The sequence below is a fragment of the Brevundimonas sp. FV1ye29L genome, from assembly GCF_058681095.1.
Map to the genome: position 1 here is coordinate 1,411,865 of NZ_CM178730.1, position 16,466 is coordinate 1,428,330.

Here is a 16,466-nt window from a genome sequence, read left to right on the forward strand (position 1 = left end):
TTGCTGGCTGCGGAACAGCTGGTGTCCGGCACAACGACATGAAAACAGGGCCCCTGACTTCACCGCCATTCTCGCCCTGATCCCTGGTCCCTAATCCCGGCATCGACGCCGCCTCAGACCGCCATATTGTCGATCAGCCGGGTCTTGCCGATGCGGACGGCGGTGAGGATGCGGGCGGGGGCGTTGGCGACGCCGTCGGGGAAGACGGCGAGGTCCTCGGCCCGGCGCACGGCGACATAGTCGACCGTATCGAACCCGGCCCTGAGGATGGCGACATAGGCGTCGCGCTCCACCCCCGCCAGCGGTCGACCGGCGGCGGCGAGGGCGGCGGCCTCGCCCAGCAAGACGTTGAGTTTTCGCGCGACCTCGAGTTCGGCGGGCGAAAGGTAGGCGTTGCGCGACGACAGGGCCAGTCCGTGGGCGTCGCGGACGGTCGGCAGGCCGATGATGTCGGTCGGAATGTCGAGATCGCGCACCATGCGGCGCACGACCATCAGCTGTTGCCAGTCCTTCTCGCCGAACACGGCGACATCCGCCTGGGCCTGGTTGAGCAGTTTGGCGACGACCAGGGCGACGCCGCCGAACATCTGGGGCCGGAAATCGCCCTCCAGCCCCTGTGACGGGCCGCCGGTCGCCGCGTCGCCGACGGTGATGCGGGTGACGGCGCCGGGGGCGTACATCTCGTCCGCCGTCGGGGCGAACATCAGGGCGCAGCCGGCCTGTTCCAGCAGTTCGGCGTCGCGCTCCTGCTGACGCGGATATGAGCCAAGATCCTCGTGGGCGGCGAACTGGGTCGGGTTGACGAAGACGCTCGTCACCACGCGGTCGGCCCGGCGCAGGGCCTCGCGCACCAGATCCAGATGGCCCTCATGCAGGGCGCCCATGGTCGGGACAAGAGCCACGCAGAGACCCTCGGTGCGCCAGCCGCGGACGGCGGCGCGCAGGTCCGCGACGCTGCGGACGACGCCAAAGGGCGGGGAGGGGGCGGTACCGGGGATGCTCATGGTTATCGCATTAACCTCGCGACTTAACGGTGTTCGTGAACGCGACTTCAAAGCCTGATCGCCATAAAGGGCTTATGACGCTCAGCAGAACGCTTCGTCCAGTCTTCGCCCTTCTCGCCGCCAGCCTGACCACGTCTTGCAGCGTGGTCGAGGGGGACGGGCGACGGTTCGAGGATATGGCTCGCCGGGTCGCCGATATTCCGGTGGACGGGACGCCGTCTGCGGCACCCGCGCCTGTCGAGATCGCCTCTTCCGCCCGCAGGGGCCTGCGTCCCGCCTTCGCCGTCGATCCCTCTCGCCCGGGCGCCCTGACCGTCGAGGTGATGGACCCGCATGACCTGTGGGACGCCCGCGACGGACTGCGCCGTCCGTTGGCGGCGGCTGCGCCCGTCCTCGAGGGCGCGGTGCGCGAGGCTGCGGCGGGCCGGGCGGACCGGCCGGTCGACCGCCCCGTCCGTACGCCGTCGAAAACGCCTCAGGCCGTCATCCAGCTGGGCGCCTATTCCAGCGCGGAGGCGGCGCAGGCCGCCTGGCGCGAGGCCAGCGCCGGGCCGGCGCGGACGGCCCTGCGGGGGCTTCATCCGGAATTCGAGACGGTCCGGCTCAAGGGCAAGACCTTTGTCCGGCTGCGCGTCCCGGCGCCGGCGGATCGGGCCGCCGCCCTCTGTCGCGCGGTCGAGGTGTCGGACCCCTGGTGTCTGCGCGGGGCCTGAGAACCGGGGCCTGAGAACCGCAGCCTGTCCACACCCGCACATCGGCCGGCCTTAACCTTTCATTGACCTGGCCGGCGATGCGCCCGATTCTGGGCCGCCATGACGTGCGCGGTGAGTCGCGCCGTCGTCTGCACTGGATCACGCATCATGACGCAACCTCTCGTCATCGTCGTCGGCAATGAAAAGGGCGGGGCCGGCAAGTCCACCCTGGCCATCCATATCGCCGTCGGGCTGATGCATGCCGGGCACCGGGCCGCCGTCATCGATCTGGACCTGCGCCAGCGCTCGATGTCGCATTTCTTCTCCAATCGCGCGGCCTGGACGGCGGCGAACGGACACAGCCTGCCCATGCCGGTCGAACCCGATCTGGGCGACGGCAAGGCTCTGGCGCGGGCCGACGAGAGCGAACAGATCGCCCGTTTCGAGGCCGCGTTCGCCGAAGCGAAGGCCCAGGGCGTCGAGGCGATCCTCATCGACACCCCGGGCGGCGATACGGCCCTGTCGCGACTGGCCCATGCCCGCGCTGACCAGATCGTCACCCCGATGAACGACAGTTTCGTCGACTTCGACCTGCTGGGTCAGGTCGATCCGGTGACCCTGGATCTGATCAAGCCCTCGATCTATTCCGAAAGCGTCTGGGAGGCGAGAAAGCAGAGGGCGATCACCCAGGGCCGTCAGGCGACCATCGACTGGCTGGTGGTCACCAATCGTCTGGCCGTGGCCGAGGCGCGCAACCGGCGTCGTCTGGAAGAGCGGATGAACACCCTGGCCAAACGCGTCGGCTTCCGGGTCGGGCCGGGCCTGCGGGATCGGGTGATCTATCGCGAGCTGTTTCCGTTCGGCCTGACCGTCGCGGACCTGTCGGCCGATATCCGGCCGGTGGCGGTGTCGCTGGCCCATGTCGCCGCGCGGCAGGAAATGCGCAATCTGATGCAGGCCATGGGGCTGGAAAGCAGCGCCCTGGATACGGCCGTGGGCGGTCTGGACGTGGCGGCCTGACCGCCGCCTGCCGCCGGACGCCGTCATGGGTCTGATCTGGCCGATACTGGCGGCGATCGCCCTGTGGGCGCTCGTGCGGCTGGGGCGGCTGGGCGAGCGGGCCGGACGCGGCCACTGGCGGATTGCAGCGACGGTTCTGGGCGCGGTGCTGATGGCGGCGGCCGTGGTCGCGGCCTCTCACGGGTCCTGGCTGGGGGCCGGGGTCGTCGCGGCCGCCGGCCTGTATCTGATCCTGAGTTCGCGGATCCGCCTGCCGTCGCGCCAAGGCGGCGTCGTCGGTCCCGCCCGTCTCAGCGAGGCCGAGGCCCGGTCGATCCTCGGTGTTCCGGCCGGGGCCTCAAGCGATGAAATCCAGACGGCCTGGCGTCGGCTGATGGCGCGGGTGCATCCGGACCAGGGCGGGGCCGAAGGCCTCGCGGCGCATCTGAACGCCGCGCGCGACCGCCTGCTGAAGCGCTGAAGACCCCTATTCGGGCCGGATCACGGCGCAGGTGACGCGACGTTCCGACAGGGCCGAACAGGCGCTGCGGGCGGCGTCTTCGGTCAGGCCGGTGAAGCGCGAGCGATACCATTCGCCGGCCGTCTGGACGGTGCGTTCGGCATTGGCGAACTGGCTGCGGAAGCGGCGGTTGACCTCGCCCAGCCAGTTCCGGGCGACCCGCTCGTCCTTGAAGGCGCCGACCTGAACCGACCAGCGTCCGGCCGGAGCGGTGCGGGCGGGCGTGGGCCGGGCGGGCGTGGGCCGCGCCGGGGTTCGGGCGGCGCTGGCGGTTGCCGCGCCGTTCAGCGAGGCCGTCAAGCCGGGAGAGGTTCTCGCCGGGGCTGTCCGGACCGGCATGTCGGTCCCCGCCACATGGATGGGTGAGGGGACGCGAGGGGTCGGAGGCAGGGCGGTATAGGCGACAGCCGTGGGGGCCGGTCCGGGAGAGCCCAGACCTGTTTCCTCGGCGTCCTCACGAGAGAGCGAGGCATAGGCGACGGCGCCGTCATTCGCCGGGCTGGCGCTGAGACCGAAGCCGCGCTGTTCAAAGAAGGCCTGGGCGACCTGAAGGGGTTCGCCCAGCGCTCGCCGGCTTTCCAGTTCAAAGCCGGTATTCATCAGTTCGGCGACATGGCCGTTACGCGATGCGCTGGAGCGGCCGCCCAGAACCACCACGATCAGACGACGTCCGTCACGCACCGCCGAGGCGGCGAGATTGTAACCCGAGGCATTGGTGAAGCCGGTCTTGATGCCGTCATAACCCATGCCCGAGGACAGCAGCCCATTGGTGTTCCGGTAGCCGCGCCCCTGGTAGGCCCAGTCGTGCTGGCCGAAATAGCTGTAGTATTGCGGGTAGTCCCGCATCAGGGCCCGCGCCAGAATCGCCAGATCGCGGGCGGTCGTCACCTGCCGGCTGTCCGGCAGGCCATTGGGGTTGACATAGCGGGTGCGCGACATGCCCAGCTGCTGGGCCTTGAGCGTCATCATCGAACCGAAACGGGCCTGTGACCCCCCCACATGCTCGGCGATGGCCATGGCCATGTCATTGGCCGAACGGACGGCCGTGGCGCGCATCGCGTCATCGAGACTGATCCGTTGACCCGCAGCGAGACCGAGCTTGGACGGCGGCTGGGACGCGGCGAGGGGAGAGACCACGACCTCGTCGCCCAGATTGACCCGGCCTTCGGCCAGGGCCTCGAAGGTCATGTACAGGGTCATCATCTTGGTCAGGGACGCAGGGTAGCGGGTCACCTCGGCGTGGCGGGTGAACAGGGTCTCGCCCGTGGTCGCGTCAACCACGATCGCCGCGTAGCGGGCGTTGTCGCCGGACTGGGCCACGACCGGCGAGGACGCCGGCGCCGCCAGCAGGCCGCCGACGGCCAGCAAGGCCAGAAGGCCGGTGGCGAAACGACGGAATCGAGCGGTCATCGGCAAAGCGATAGCCTCACATTTAAAGGGTCAGCCCGGTGGAGGTCCGGACGAGGCCCGGTTGCGGCCCCCCGCCCGGCATTATCGGTCCTAGCATGCAGGCGCCGGGTTTCGCGGTGGTTAATGAGGTCTCAACAGAGATTTGATCGGCCGTATGACTGTATCATGAACCTTTTCAGTGTCCATATGTTGCACTGCACAAAATCCTTGACCCCTCTTCGCACCTGCACCATATACCCGGTGTCGAGACGGAATCGCCCGTCGCGAGAAATATCCGGCGCGGGGGCCTCCGCGCATCCCGCTTCAGGAGAGAAACCCATGGCCGACACCGCCGAAACCGTCAAAAAGACCGTTGAAAAGACCGCTGCCGCCGCCACCGCCCAGGCTGAAAAAGTCCAGGCCGCCGGCGCCCAGGCCTTTCGTGAAGGTCTGGACCGCACTAACGCCTCGCTCTCCGAGCTGAGCGCAGAGAGCAAGCATAACCTCGAAGCCATGACCGCCGCCGCCGCCGCCGCTCAGAAGGGCGCCGAGGCCCTGTCGGCCCAGGCCCTGTCGTACGGCAAGACCAGCTGGGAAACCGGCGTCGCCGCCGCCCAGTCGCTCGCCAAGGCCCGTTCGATCCAGGAACTGATCGAGCTGCAGACCAGCTACACCAAGTCCGCCATGGAAGTTTACATGGCCGAGATGACCAAGGCGACCGAGACCCTGACCGCCTCGGTCAAGGACAGCTTCAAGCCTATCAACGAGCGCGTCACCGCGACCGTCGAAAAGTTCCAGGCCGCCCGCTAAAAGCGATCTGACCTTTCAGTGGCGTACCGCCAGGCCCCCCGGAGCGATCCGGGGGGCCTTTCGTTTGCCAGTCAGTCTGCCTGATCCGTGGCGGGTTCGCCCGTCGCATAGAGTTCGAGGTTCAGCCACCGCACCTCGGCGATCGGGCAGGGGCCGTCATTGCGAACGTCCCAGATGGCGTGGCGATCGGTCTCGTCGCCGCCGACATGCCAGCCGACAGCCAGCGTCGCTTGCAGGGCCAGCCAGGCCGCGGGCTTGTCCCGCGCCTCCAGCAGCAGCCAGACCCCGTATTGGTCGTCGAACTTGTAGTAGGGCGACACGTGGCAGTCAGCGGTCGCGGCCAGCGGCGTCGTCAGGTCAATCAGCCGCCCGGCGACGCGAAAGCCTGCGGCATAGTCTTTGGCCCCGACATAGGCCTGAAGAAACATCTTCCACTCGCTCATGGGTCTACAAGCCCGCATTCGCGCCGTTCCGCAACGAGTCCGGCCTGCACCGTCAGGTGTCGAAGGGGGGCCACGGCCGGCCGTCACGAAAGCTGTGACTTGCCGTCGCTTCAATTCAGGCCATCATTCCCTATCTAGCGTTTCGACTCCCCGAAATACCGGACACCGAATGCCCATCCGTCGGCCAGGTGAACAGGGGCAGGGCTCAGGCTCGGCCACCATCACCGAAACAAAACCCAGGCTTCAGAAGCCCTCGCTGTATCGGGTGCTGATCCTGAACGACGACTACACGCCGATGGAATTCGTCGTCTATGTGCTGGAGCGGTTCTTCCAGAAGGACCGCGAGGCCGCGACCCGCATCATGCTGCATGTGCACCAGCATGGCGTCGGCGTCTGCGGCGTCTTCACCTATGAGGTGGCCGAAACCAAGGTCGCCCAGGTGGTGGAAACCGCCCGCCGACACCAACATCCCCTCCAATGCACGATGGAAAAGGACTGAGAGGAACCTCCCCATGCCCTCGTTTTCGCGTCCTCTCGAAGAGACCCTGCATCGCGCGGTCCACTACGCCAATGAGCGTCGGCACGAATACGCCACGCTTGAACACCTGCTGCTGGCCCTGATCGACGATCCGGATGCGACCGGCGTCATGAAGGCCTGCAATGTCGACCTGGCCGCGCTGAAGACGGCCCTGACCAGCTATGTCGACACCGACCTGGCCGCGCTCGCCACCAGCGACGGCGAGGACGCCAAGCCCACCGCCGGCTTCCAGCGCGTGATCCAGCGCGCGGTGATCCACGTCCAGTCCTCCGGTCGCGAGGAGGTGTCCGGCGCAAACGTTCTGGTCGCCATATTCTCGGAGCGCGAGAGCCATGCCGCCTATTTCCTGCAGGAGCAGGACATGACGCGGTATGACGCGGTCAACTTCATCGCCCACGGCATCGCCAAGAAGGCCGGCGCCACGGAAAACCGCCCCGCCCGCGGGGCCTCGCCCGAAGAGGCCGAGGATGCGGCGGCCGTGAAATCGGGCGGGGAGGCGCTGGAGGCCTATTGCGTCGACCTCAACGAGAAGTCGCGCAACGGCAAGATCGATCCCCTGATCGGCCGCCACGCCGAGGTCGAGCGGGCCATCCAGATCCTGTGCCGCCGGACCAAGAACAATCCGCTGCTGGTCGGCGAACCCGGCGTCGGCAAGACGGCGATCGCCGAGGGTCTGGCCCGCAAGATCGTCAACCACGAGGTCCCGGCCGTGCTGGAAGGCGCGACCATCTACAGCCTCGACATGGGGGCGCTGCTGGCCGGCACCCGCTATCGCGGCGATTTTGAGGAGCGGCTGAAACAGGTCGTCAAGGAGCTGGAGAACCACGAGAACGCCATCCTGTTCATCGACGAGATCCACACGGTGATCGGGGCGGGCGCCACCTCGGGCGGCGCCATGGACGCCTCCAACCTGCTGAAACCCGCCCTGGCCTCCGGCAGTCTGCGCTGCATGGGATCGACGACCTACAAGGAATACCGACAGCATTTCGAGAAGGACCGGGCCCTGGTCCGTCGCTTCCAGAAGATCGACGTCAACGAGCCGACGGTCGAGGACACGGTCAAGATCCTGCGCGGGCTGAAGACCGCCTACGAAGGCCACCACAAGCTGCGCTACACCGAGGCCGCCATCCGGTCGGCGGTCGAACTGTCGGCCCGCTACATGACCGACCGCAAACTGCCGGACAAGGCGATCGATGTGATCGACGAGGCGGGGGCGTCGCAGATGCTGCTGCCGGAATCGAAGCGCAAGAAGGTCATCGGCCAGAAGGAGGTCGAGGCCGTGATCGCCAAGATGGCCCGGATCCCGCCGAAGTCGGTGTCCAAGTCCGACGTCGAGGGTCTGCGCGAGCTGAAGTCCGACCTGAACCGGGCCGTCTTCGGTCAGGACGCGGCTATCGAACAGGTGGCCTCGGCCATGAAACTGGCCCGGGCGGGTCTGCGCGATCCGCAGAAGCCGATCGGCTCCTTCCTGTTCGCCGGCCCGACCGGGGTCGGCAAGACCGAGGTGGCCAAGCAACTGGCCGCCACCCTGGGCATCGAGATGCTGCGCTTCGATATGTCGGAATATATGGAGCGGCACACGGTCAGCCGGCTGATCGGCGCCCCTCCGGGCTATGTCGGCCATGACCAGGGCGGCCTGCTGACCGACGCCGTCGACCAGCATCCCCACGCCGTGGTCCTGCTGGACGAGATCGAGAAGGCCCACCCGGACGTCTACAACATCCTGCTGCAGGTGATGGACAACGGCATGCTGACCGACGCCATCGGCAAGAAGGTCGACTTCCGCAATGTGGTCCTGATCATGACGACCAACGCCGGGGCCGCCGACAACGCCCGGGCCTCGATCGGCTTCGGTCGCGGCAAGGTCGAGGGCGAGGACGAAAAGGCCATCCAGCGCCTGTTCGCCCCGGAGTTCCGCAACCGTCTGGATGCGGTGGTCAGCTTCAAGTCGCTGGACGCCGGTACGATCCGCTCGGTGGTGACCAAGTTCATCCTTCAGCTGGAAGCCCAGCTGGCGGACCGCAACATCACCATCGAACTGAGCGACGACGCCGCCGACTGGCTGGCCAAGAACGGCTTCGACGAACTGTACGGCGCCCGTCCCCTGGGCCGCGTCATTCAGGAAAACATCAAGAAGCCGCTGGCCGACGACATCCTGTTCGGCCGGCTGACCAGGGGCGGTCACGTCAAGGTGGAGCTGAAGGACGGCAAGATCGCCTTCGACATCACCGAGGCGACCGGACCGGCGGTCAAGGCGGCCCAGAAGGCGGACGAGATCGTCGAGTGATCCAGTTCGCAGGCTGAAACAACAGAGGCCCGGATCGCAGGATCCGGGCCTTTTTTGTTCGACGAACGTCGGCCACGAATGCGCCATGAAGGCGGATGAGCCTCTACCCGTCGAGAGGGAGAATCCGATGCGCCGTTTTGAACTTGCCGCCTGGGCGATGGCCGCAGGAATAATGACGGGACTGGTGCTGCCGGCTGCGGCGACGGCCGGAACACCGTATCAGGCCGAGGCGACCTGTCCGGTGGACGGCAAGAAGTTCAGATGGACCAGCACAGCGTCCTATTCGACGTGGGGGATGGAGCTGGACGGCAAGCCGATCGGATCGTGGACCTTCCCGATGCCGTTGCCGCAATGCCCTGACAGCAAATTCCCTGTCTATCGCGACTTTACGCCGGAAGAGATCGTGGCGATCCAGGCGCTCGTCCTCACGCCGGAATACGCGGCCATCAAGGACGAGGCGTCCTACTATGTGTTCGGCTTCGTCGCGGCGCGTCTGGAGAAGGACATCAAGCCGCTGGATGCCGCCTGGCTGTTGCTAAAGGCCAGTTGGCAGGTGCGGGAGGCGGCGGAGCAGTATGGCCGCTACGCCGCCGAGCTGGTTCCGACGATGGATGTCGCGATCGATTCACTCAAGGCAGAAGACCCTACGGAATGGTGGGGCCATCAGCTCATTCTTGCCAATGTCCAGCGCCAGTCCGGGGATTTCACCGCCGCGACCGCCCGGCTGGACGCCCTGCCGACCGTCCTACCGGATGGCGAGGGCAACGACTTCGCCGCGCGGATCGCCATGACGCGCCGTATGATCGAGGTCGGGGATAAAAGCCCGGCCAGCCTCCCTCGCGAAGACGACTGACCGGGCGTCCTGATTTTAGCCGCGGCGACGGCCCAGGCTGGACAGCAGGATGGCGGCGCCGGCGAGGATGCCGGTGGTCAGGAGCGGCTTGTTGCGGGCGAACTCCAGACCGCGTTTGGCGGGCTCGCGGATGTCGGCGGGGGCCTTGTCGGCGATGCCGTCCAGGCCGTCGATGACGCGGCCATAGGCGTCCAGCGCCTTGCCCTTCACCTCGTTCAGCTTGCCGTCCATCTGCAGCTTGCTGTCGCCGGTCAGTTTGCCGAAGCCTTCCTGGGTCTTGCCGGTCAGGGTGGATGCGGCGCCTTCGATGCGTTGATCGGTCATGGGGTGTTCCTGTCTCGATGACGCGGCCGGTGTGGGAAAATGGGGGAGGGGGCGGCCGCCTGCCCCTGATAGTGCGCCCGAACGGCGACGGTTCCCACCCCTGTCAACAGGTCGCGGCCCGATTGCGGCGGGGTGCGCGGAGGCCTAGATTCACGGCAAAGGGAGACGGCCATGTTGCGCGCCATTCTGCAGTTTTTTGTCACCGCCGCCGGCCTGTGGCTGGCCGCCCAGGTCGTGCCGGGGGTCGGGTTCACGGCGACGAGTTCCCTGCTGTGGGCGGCGCTGTTGCTGGGGGTGGTCAACGCCCTGGTGCGGCCCGTGCTGGTCTTCCTGACCTTCCCCCTGACGGTGGTGACCTTCGGCCTGTTCCTGCTGGTGGTGAACGCCGCGACCATCGGTCTGGTGGCAGTGCTGCTGGACGGTTTCGTCGTCGACGGCCTGTGGGCGGGCATCGGGGCGGCGATCATCACCGGCGTGGTCAGCTGGGTGGCGGGCGCCTTCATCGGCGACGGGAAGGGGCGGGAGTAGGGCGTACCCTCTCCCGGCGGGAGAGGGCTTGAGCGCACGGCGGCGTTGCCGTCGTTCTGGCGCGAAAGGGTGAGGGGCTGGCGTCGGAAGTCGGCGCCAGCCGCGTCTCCGTTTGTGCGACGGCTTGCGCCGATGGCGAGACCCGACCCTCATCCGTCTCGCTTCGCGAGCCACCTTCTCCCAATGGGAGAAGGAATCATATTATCCGGGCGATATTGACGTCCAGAATTCACCCGGGTAAATCCTCGACCTCCATCGAGGAGCCCGCCATGTCCGTCCCTGCCGACCTGCCCATGTTCGCCTTCGAGGGCGACCGACGGATCGCGTACGGGCCGGCGGCCGAGGTGGTCGCGGCGGTGAAGGCGGCCGTGGATGGGGGGGGAGAGGGCGTGCTGGCCTTCGACGCCGCCACGGGCCGGGTCGTCGATCTGGACCTGAGGGGCGATGTCGAGGCCGTCCTGGCGCGGCTGACGCCGACGCCGGTGGAGGAGAAACGGGGACCGGGGCGGCCGAAGTTGGGGGTGACGGCGCGGGAGGTCACGCTTCTGCCGCGCCACTGGGACTGGCTGGCCGGCCAGCCCGGCGGGGCGTCGGTGGCCCTGAGGAAGCTGGTCGAGACCGCCCTGCGCGACGCCGAGGGCCCCGACCGCGCCCGCAAGGCCCGCGACGCCGCCTACGCCTTCATGACCACGATGGCGGGCGACCGGCCGGGCTATGAGGACGCCGTCCGGGCGCTGTTCGCGGGGTCTGCGGCGGGGCTGGAGGCGGCGGTGGAGGCGTGGCCGGAGGGGGTGAGGGTTACAGCGGTGGAACTGGCCGCTGCCTAACCCACCTTCACCCGCGTCGCCGCCTCCGGCAAGTCCTCCCCGAACGCCCGCTGATAGAACTCCGCGATGGTCGGGCGTTCCAGTTCGTCGCATTTGTTGAGGAAGGTCAGGCGGAAGCTGAGCGCCAGGTCGCCGCCGAAGATGATGGCGTTCTGGGCCCAGGTGATAACGGTGCGGGGGGACATGACGGTGGAGATGTCGCCGTTCATGAAGGCGTTGCGGGTCATGTCGGCGACGCGGACCATGGCGGCGATCTTGCGGCGCCCGTCCGCGTCCTGCCACTCGGGAACCTTGGCGGCGACGATCTCGGCCTCCACGTCGTGGTCGAGGTAGTTGAGGGTGGTGACGATCGACCAGCGGTCCATCTGGCCCTGATTGATCTGCTGGGTGCCGTGATACAGGCCCGAGGTGTCGCCCAGACCGATGGTGTTGGTCGTGGCGAACAGGCGGAAATGCTTGTTGGGGCGGATGACGCGGTTCTGGTCCAGCAGGGTCAGGCGGCCCTGGGCCTCCAGCACGCGCTGGATGACGAACATCACATCGGGGCGGCCGGCGTCGTATTCGTCGAACACCAGGGCGATGGGGCGTTGCAGGGCCCAGGGGAGCATGCCCTCGCGGAATTCGGTGACCTGTTTGCCGTCCTTCAGGACGATGGCGTCCTTGCCGACCAGATCGATGCGGCTGACGTGGGCGTCGAGGTTCACCCGCACGGTCGGCCAGTTCAGCCGGGCGGCGACCTGTTCGATATGGGTCGACTTTCCGGTGCCGTGATAGCCCTGGACCATGACGCGGCGGTCAAAGGCGAAGCCGGCGCAGATGGCCAGGGTCGTCTGGGGATCAAAGCGGTAGGCGGGATCGATTTCCGGCACATGGCTGTCGCCCGGCTCGAACACCGGGACCAGCATGTCGCTGTCGACGCCGAAGATCTCGCGCACAGTCGCCTTGCGGTGCGGTTCGAACGTCAGGAGGGGATCGGGGGAGGCGTCGAGGGGAGAGGACATGGCCTGCGATTAGCGCACGTTCGTGGACTGTTAAACCCCGCTCATCCCCGCGAAAGCCGGAAGTTGGCAAGAGTTCATCAAAGCGAACACGGCGCGTCACGACGGACACGACGACGCTGGCTGCGCTGCCGTCGTGTTCGTTGTGAATCCCGTCGTGCCCGTCGTGATGAACGCTACAATCCGTTCCCCGTCCGGATGCCGGTTCCCGGCGTGCGCCGGGATGAGCGAAGGCGCGCTATTCCGCCTTCAGGGCCACATCGACATTGCCGCGCGTGGCGTTGGAATAGGGGCAGACCTGGTGGGCCTTCTCGATCAGATCGTCGATCACGGCCTGGTCCAGACCGTGGTCGGTGATGGTCAGGGAGACGTCGAGGTTGAAGCCCTCGCCACGGGTATTCTTGCCGAAGCCGACGCCGGCGGCGACTTTTGTGTTCGGCCCGACGGGCGTGCCGGCCTTGCCCGAGACCAGACGCAGGGCGCCGAGGTAGCAGGCGGCGTATCCGGTGGCGAAGAGTTGCTCGGGGTTGGTGCCCGGGCCGTCGTCGCCGCCCATGGCCGCAGGGACAGACAGGCTGACGTCGATCTTGCCGTCGTCGGTGGCCGAGCGGCCGTCGCGGCCGCCGCCCGAGGCGGTGGCGTGGGCGGTGTAGAGGACTTCCATGGTGTGGCTCCTTGGGATGAGGGCCGCCGTGACGGCCGGTTAATTATTGCGATAAACAATCTCTACGCCGGTTGGTTCCAGCCGTCCAGAGAAATATTGGCGCAGCATTCATTATTGTGATATCTAACGGGCATGACCCCATCCGCATCCACGATCCCGGCGCCCCTGACGCTCGACGACCAGCTGTGTTTCGCCCTTTATTCCGCCTCGATGGCGGTGGGGCGGCTGTACAAGCCGCTGCTGGATGAAATGGGCATCACCTATCCGCAGTTCCTCGTGCTCAGCGCGTTAAGCGAGGCGGGGACGCTGACGGTCGGCGGTCTGGCGGGGCGGCTGTCGCTGGAGCCGAGCACGATCACGCCTCTGGTCAAGCGGCTGGAGGTCGCGGGGCTGGTGACGCGCAGACGTGGTCAGGCCGATGAGCGTCAGGTGCAGGTCGCCCTGACCGAGGCGGGGCAGGGGGTGATGGCGAAGACGCCCTGTCTGGCCCAGGCCATGCTGGCGCGTTCGGGCATGAGCATCGACGAGGTGAAGGCTTTCAACGCCAGCGTGAAGGCCTTCAGCGCTCGTATCGCGGGCGCTGTCCCGAACGCCTAGGCCGCCAGCCCGGCCTTTTTCAGCGTTTTGTAGGCCTTGATGACGCGCTGGAGCTTGGCCTCGGCGCCCCGGTCGCCCTGGTTCAGGTCGGGGTGGAAGCGTTTCAGCAACTCGTGATAGCGGGCCTTGACCGCCGTCTTGTCAGTGCGCAGGTCGAGGTCGAGATCCGAAAGGGCGGCGCGCTCCAGCTTGCCGATGCGCAGTTCGGCCTCGCCGTTGGGGCCGGCCTGCTCCTGGGTGCGGCGGCCGAACAGGCCGAAGCTGTCGCGCCAGTTGCCGGCCTCGGCGTTTGGGCCCTGGTTCCTGGCCGTGCCCATCTTGGCGGCGAAGGCGGCGGCCTCGCGGCTGTTCTTGCCGGCCTTCATCTCCCAGGTCGGGCGGCCGCCGGTCATGGCCTCGTTTTCCTTGGCCGCGCGGATCTGGGCCTCGTTCATGCCGGCGTAGAAGTTCCAGCCCTTGTTGTACTCGCCGGCGTGGCGCTGGCAGAATTCATAGAAGTCGTTCAGCCGCTCGCGCGACTTGGGCGCGCGCGCTGTCGCGGCCTGACGGCAGTCGGGCCATTCGCACGGCTTCTCGCCGGGCTTCAGATGCAGGACGTCAGCGGCCGCCGCCTCCTCTTCCGGGCGGGGCGGTTTGATCCGCATATCCTTGAAACGGGGTTTGTACTGGAATTCGGCAGCCATCGATTCCAACTGTAAGGGGGATTTGGACCTCATCAAGGAAGCATCGATGTCAGACGGCCCGATTACGACGATTATCCGGGAGAAACTGACATCAAGCCTCTCCCCCGAGGTTCTGATCGTCGAGGACGACAGCGCCAGACACGCCGGCCACCATCATGAAGGCGGCATGGACGCCCGCCCGGGCGGCGAAAGCCATTTCAACCTGACGATCGTTTCCGCAGCGTTCGAGGGCCAGGGTCGTCTGGCGCGGCAGCGGGCTGTCAATGCCGCGCTGGCCGAGGAACTGGCCGGACCGGTCCATGCCCTGTCCATCCGCGCCCTGACGCCGCTGGAGCATGCTGGGAGGGGCTGATCATGCCGTTCATGTCGTCTTAGAACCTTCAACCTAACGTCGCCCCGGGGCAAATTGCAAACCGGAACAGCGGGTGGTCGGATCCGACGGAATGGGCAAGGGGCTGGAGGCGCTCAACGCCGGGGAGGCCGCTCAGGCCCTCGCGGCGATGCTGCAGACCCAGTACCTGCGCTATCTGATTATCGCCAGCTGGGCCGTGGGCCTGCTGGGCGTTGTCGGCTGGCGCTCGGCGCTCGTCTGGTTCGGCGTCACCGTGGTCGCCGGCGCCGTCAGGGGATATTTCGAGAAACGCATCGCCGGCAAGGTCGGTGCGGGATGGGGACTGGTCTTTCCGGCCGTCGCCACAGTGACCACCGCCGCCTGGGCCGCTGCGCCCGTCATGGCCTGGTTCTGGGGCAATGCCTTCGGCGGCGCCCTTGCCGTCGCCCTGCTGATCTCCGGCTATATGCTGGTCTTCGCCCAGTTGCGGAGCTCGCCGCGGCAGGCCCTGGTGATTTCCTCGCCCTATGGCATCGTGGCTGCGGTCATCGCGGCCAATCTGTGGGGAACGCCGCTGTTCTGGTCTTTCCTCGCCGTTCTGCCGTTCACGGCGGCCGGTCTGTTCGTCATGGTGATGATGAACATGTTGCGGGACCAGCGCATCCGCGCCTTCCAGGAGGATCAGGCCAGACTCATCGCCGAGCTGGAGACCGCCCGCGACAAGGCCAACGCCGCCAGCGAGGCCAAGTCCAGTTTCCTCGGGGTCGTGTCCCATGAACTGCGCACCCCGATGAACGGCGTGCTGGGGGCCGCCCAGCTGCTGGGCTCGACGGGTCTGGACGTCACCCAGCGGGAGTATCTGTCGATCATCCGCAACTCGGGCGACAGCCTGCTTTCGCTGCTGAACGACATCCTCGACATGACCAAGATCGAGGCCGGCCGGATGACGTTCGAGACCGTCGACATCTCGCTGGAAGATCTGCACCACCGCGTCAGTTCGCCCTTCATCGCCCTGGCCGAGGCCAAGGGGGTTGCCCTGAATTGCCGGTTCACCGGAGACGTTCCGTCCGTTGTCCGCGGCGACCCGCTGCGGGTCGGTCAGGTGCTGCAGAACCTGCTGTCCAACGCTGTGAAATTCACCGATCGCGGCCAGATCGACTATGAGGTTCACAGCCTGCGCCTGTCAGACCGGCGAGTGCGCTTCAACTTCATCGTCAGCGACAGCGGGCCTGGTATTTCCGATGAAGATGTCGGGCGGCTGTTCCAGCCCTTCACCCAGCTGGATGCCTCGTCCACGCGCCGCTTTGGCGGCACCGGCCTCGGCCTGACCATCGCGCGCCGCATGGCCCACATCATGCACGGCGATATCACCGTGACATCAACGCCGGGCCGGGGCTCGACCTTCACCTTCACCGTCGAGGCCGAGGTGGTGGAGTGGACCTCCACGGGCGCCCGGGCTGAACCGGTCCTTCATGCCGGTCAGGCGCGCAGTCTGGATGTGCTGATCGTGGAGGACCACCCGATCAACCGCATGATCCTGGACACCTGGCTGACCTCGGCCGGACATTGCACGGTCTCGGCCGAGAACGGTCAGATCGCTGTCGATCTGGGGGCGGCACAGGCCTTCGATCTGATCGTGATGGATGTGAACATGCCGGTCATGGACGGTCTGACGGCGACCCAGCTGATCCGGCAATCCGGCATCAACAGGGATACGCCGATCGTCGTCCTGTCGGCCTCGGCCCGTTCCGAGGACTGTCGCGCCGGTCTGGCGGCCGGGGCCGACGCCTATCTGACCAAGCCGATCAATTTCGCCGACCTGGCCGAGCTGATTGTGCTGGCCCCCGGCGGCAGGTCCGCCATGAGGACCATTCTGGAAGAGGCCATCGGCGAGCCGACGGCCGCCTGAAGGGTTGCAACGGCCCGGGGATGAGGGAAACCTGACCGGCCTCATCCGTTAGAGCGCCGGCGCCGGACGG

At 67.0% G+C, this 16,466-nt stretch carries 19 protein-coding genes; 12 read left to right on the forward strand and 7 right to left on the reverse strand.

From position 1 onward, the window contains the following. Window positions 1–113 precede the first annotated feature (113 nt). The gene (panC, locus tag ACW17W_RS06925) at window positions 114–1,004 is read right to left on the reverse strand and encodes a pantoate--beta-alanine ligase (protein ID WP_492080020.1); all 891 of its coding nucleotides are present in this window, start codon (window positions 1,002–1,004) and stop codon (window positions 114–116) included. A gap of 74 nt (window positions 1,005–1,078) precedes the next feature. On the opposite strand from panC, the gene ACW17W_RS06930 reads away from it, so the two are divergent. The 3 genes from ACW17W_RS06930 to ACW17W_RS06940 all read left to right on the forward strand — a co-directional run bounded on the left by ACW17W_RS06930 (window position 1,079) and on the right by ACW17W_RS06940 (window position 3,176). After that, window positions 1,079–1,717: an SPOR domain-containing protein gene (locus ACW17W_RS06930; protein ID WP_492080021.1), complete on the forward strand. Its 639-nt coding sequence runs from the start codon at window positions 1,079–1,081 to the stop codon at window positions 1,715–1,717. 147 nt (window positions 1,718–1,864) lie between these two features. Then, complete coding sequence (locus ACW17W_RS06935) at window positions 1,865–2,716, forward strand: division plane positioning ATPase MipZ (RefSeq protein ID WP_492080022.1); 852 nt, start codon at window positions 1,865–1,867, stop codon at window positions 2,714–2,716. Between the two features lie 25 nt (window positions 2,717–2,741). Next, on the forward strand, window positions 2,742–3,176 hold the full coding sequence (locus ACW17W_RS06940) for a DnaJ domain-containing protein (protein ID WP_492080023.1): 435 nt from the start codon (window positions 2,742–2,744) through the stop codon (window positions 3,174–3,176). Window positions 3,177–3,182: 6 nt separating this feature from the next. Here the strand turns inward: ACW17W_RS06940 and ACW17W_RS06945 are convergent, their stop codons facing one another. Next, window positions 3,183–4,625 (reverse strand): SPOR domain-containing protein, encoded by a 1,443-nt coding sequence (locus ACW17W_RS06945; RefSeq protein WP_492080024.1) that lies wholly within the window; start codon window positions 4,623–4,625, stop codon window positions 3,183–3,185. Window positions 4,626–4,943: 318 nt separating this feature from the next. On the opposite strand from ACW17W_RS06945, the gene ACW17W_RS06950 reads away from it, so the two are divergent. Then, entirely contained in the window at window positions 4,944–5,414 is a 471-nt protein-coding gene (locus ACW17W_RS06950; protein ID WP_492080025.1) for a phasin family protein, read from the forward strand. Between the two features lie 71 nt (window positions 5,415–5,485). On the opposite strand, the gene ACW17W_RS06955 is transcribed toward ACW17W_RS06950, so the two are convergent. Next, entirely contained in the window at window positions 5,486–5,857 is a 372-nt protein-coding gene (locus tag ACW17W_RS06955) for a hypothetical protein (RefSeq protein WP_492080026.1), read from the reverse strand. A 169-nt stretch (window positions 5,858–6,026) separates the two neighbouring features. Between ACW17W_RS06955 and clpS the strand changes: the two genes are divergently transcribed. The 3 genes from clpS to ACW17W_RS06970 all read left to right on the forward strand — a co-directional run bounded on the left by clpS (window position 6,027) and on the right by ACW17W_RS06970 (window position 9,535). Beyond that, on the forward strand, window positions 6,027–6,356 hold the full coding sequence (gene clpS, locus ACW17W_RS06960; protein ID WP_492080027.1) for an ATP-dependent Clp protease adapter ClpS: 330 nt from the start codon (window positions 6,027–6,029) through the stop codon (window positions 6,354–6,356). A 13-nt stretch (window positions 6,357–6,369) separates the two neighbouring features. Then, window positions 6,370–8,682: an ATP-dependent Clp protease ATP-binding subunit ClpA gene (gene clpA / locus ACW17W_RS06965; RefSeq protein WP_492080028.1), complete on the forward strand. Its 2,313-nt coding sequence runs from the start codon at window positions 6,370–6,372 to the stop codon at window positions 8,680–8,682. A gap of 127 nt (window positions 8,683–8,809) precedes the next feature. Next, window positions 8,810–9,535 carry a hypothetical protein gene (locus ACW17W_RS06970; RefSeq protein WP_492080029.1) on the forward strand — a complete coding sequence of 242 codons (726 nt, stop codon included), beginning with the start codon at window positions 8,810–8,812 and terminating at the stop codon, window positions 9,533–9,535. 15 nt (window positions 9,536–9,550) lie between these two features. Here the strand turns inward: ACW17W_RS06970 and ACW17W_RS06975 are convergent, their stop codons facing one another. Beyond that, window positions 9,551–9,859, reverse strand: a complete 309-nt coding sequence (locus ACW17W_RS06975) for a CsbD family protein (RefSeq protein WP_492080030.1) — start codon at window positions 9,857–9,859, stop codon at window positions 9,551–9,553. Window positions 9,860–10,030: 171 nt separating this feature from the next. Between ACW17W_RS06975 and ACW17W_RS06980 the strand changes: the two genes are divergently transcribed. Together ACW17W_RS06980 and ACW17W_RS06985 are read left to right on the forward strand one after the other, a co-directional pair. Then, a complete protein-coding gene (locus ACW17W_RS06980) occupies window positions 10,031–10,387 on the forward strand; it encodes a phage holin family protein (protein WP_492080031.1) in 357 nt (118 codons plus the stop codon). Between the two features lie 269 nt (window positions 10,388–10,656). Continuing rightward, window positions 10,657–11,214 carry a DUF2239 family protein gene (locus ACW17W_RS06985; protein WP_492080032.1) on the forward strand — a complete coding sequence of 186 codons (558 nt, stop codon included), beginning with the start codon at window positions 10,657–10,659 and terminating at the stop codon, window positions 11,212–11,214. On the opposite strand, the gene cobS is transcribed toward ACW17W_RS06985, so the two are convergent. Both cobS and ACW17W_RS06995 read right to left on the reverse strand, forming a co-directional pair. Then, window positions 11,211–12,215 carry a cobaltochelatase subunit CobS gene (gene cobS / locus ACW17W_RS06990; RefSeq protein WP_492080033.1) on the reverse strand — a complete coding sequence of 335 codons (1,005 nt, stop codon included), beginning with the start codon at window positions 12,213–12,215 and terminating at the stop codon, window positions 11,211–11,213. The two genes, ACW17W_RS06985 and cobS, sit on opposite strands and share 4 nt — an antisense overlap. A 235-nt stretch (window positions 12,216–12,450) precedes the next feature. Then, window positions 12,451–12,876, reverse strand: coding sequence for an organic hydroperoxide resistance protein (locus ACW17W_RS06995; RefSeq protein WP_492080034.1), 426 nt, complete (start codon window positions 12,874–12,876; stop codon window positions 12,451–12,453). Window positions 12,877–13,008: 132 nt separating this feature from the next. On the opposite strand from ACW17W_RS06995, the gene ACW17W_RS07000 reads away from it, so the two are divergent. Beyond that, window positions 13,009–13,473: a MarR family winged helix-turn-helix transcriptional regulator gene (locus tag ACW17W_RS07000; RefSeq protein ID WP_492080035.1), complete on the forward strand. Its 465-nt coding sequence runs from the start codon at window positions 13,009–13,011 to the stop codon at window positions 13,471–13,473. Here the strand turns inward: ACW17W_RS07000 and ACW17W_RS07005 are convergent. Further along, window positions 13,470–14,156 (reverse strand): J domain-containing protein, encoded by a 687-nt coding sequence (locus ACW17W_RS07005; protein WP_492080036.1) that lies wholly within the window; start codon window positions 14,154–14,156, stop codon window positions 13,470–13,472. The two genes, ACW17W_RS07000 and ACW17W_RS07005, sit on opposite strands and share 4 nt — an antisense overlap. 46 nt (window positions 14,157–14,202) lie before the next feature. Here ACW17W_RS07005 and ACW17W_RS07010 point away from each other — a divergent pair, with 46 nt between their 5' ends. Together ACW17W_RS07010 and ACW17W_RS07015 are read left to right on the forward strand one after the other, a co-directional pair. Beyond that, entirely contained in the window at window positions 14,203–14,508 is a 306-nt protein-coding gene (locus ACW17W_RS07010; RefSeq protein ID WP_492080037.1) for a BolA family protein, read from the forward strand. Window positions 14,509–14,581: 73 nt separating this feature from the next. Further along, window positions 14,582–16,396 carry an ATP-binding protein gene (locus ACW17W_RS07015; RefSeq protein WP_492080038.1) on the forward strand — a complete coding sequence of 605 codons (1,815 nt, stop codon included), beginning with the start codon at window positions 14,582–14,584 and terminating at the stop codon, window positions 16,394–16,396. Window positions 16,397–16,466 lie beyond the last annotated feature (70 nt).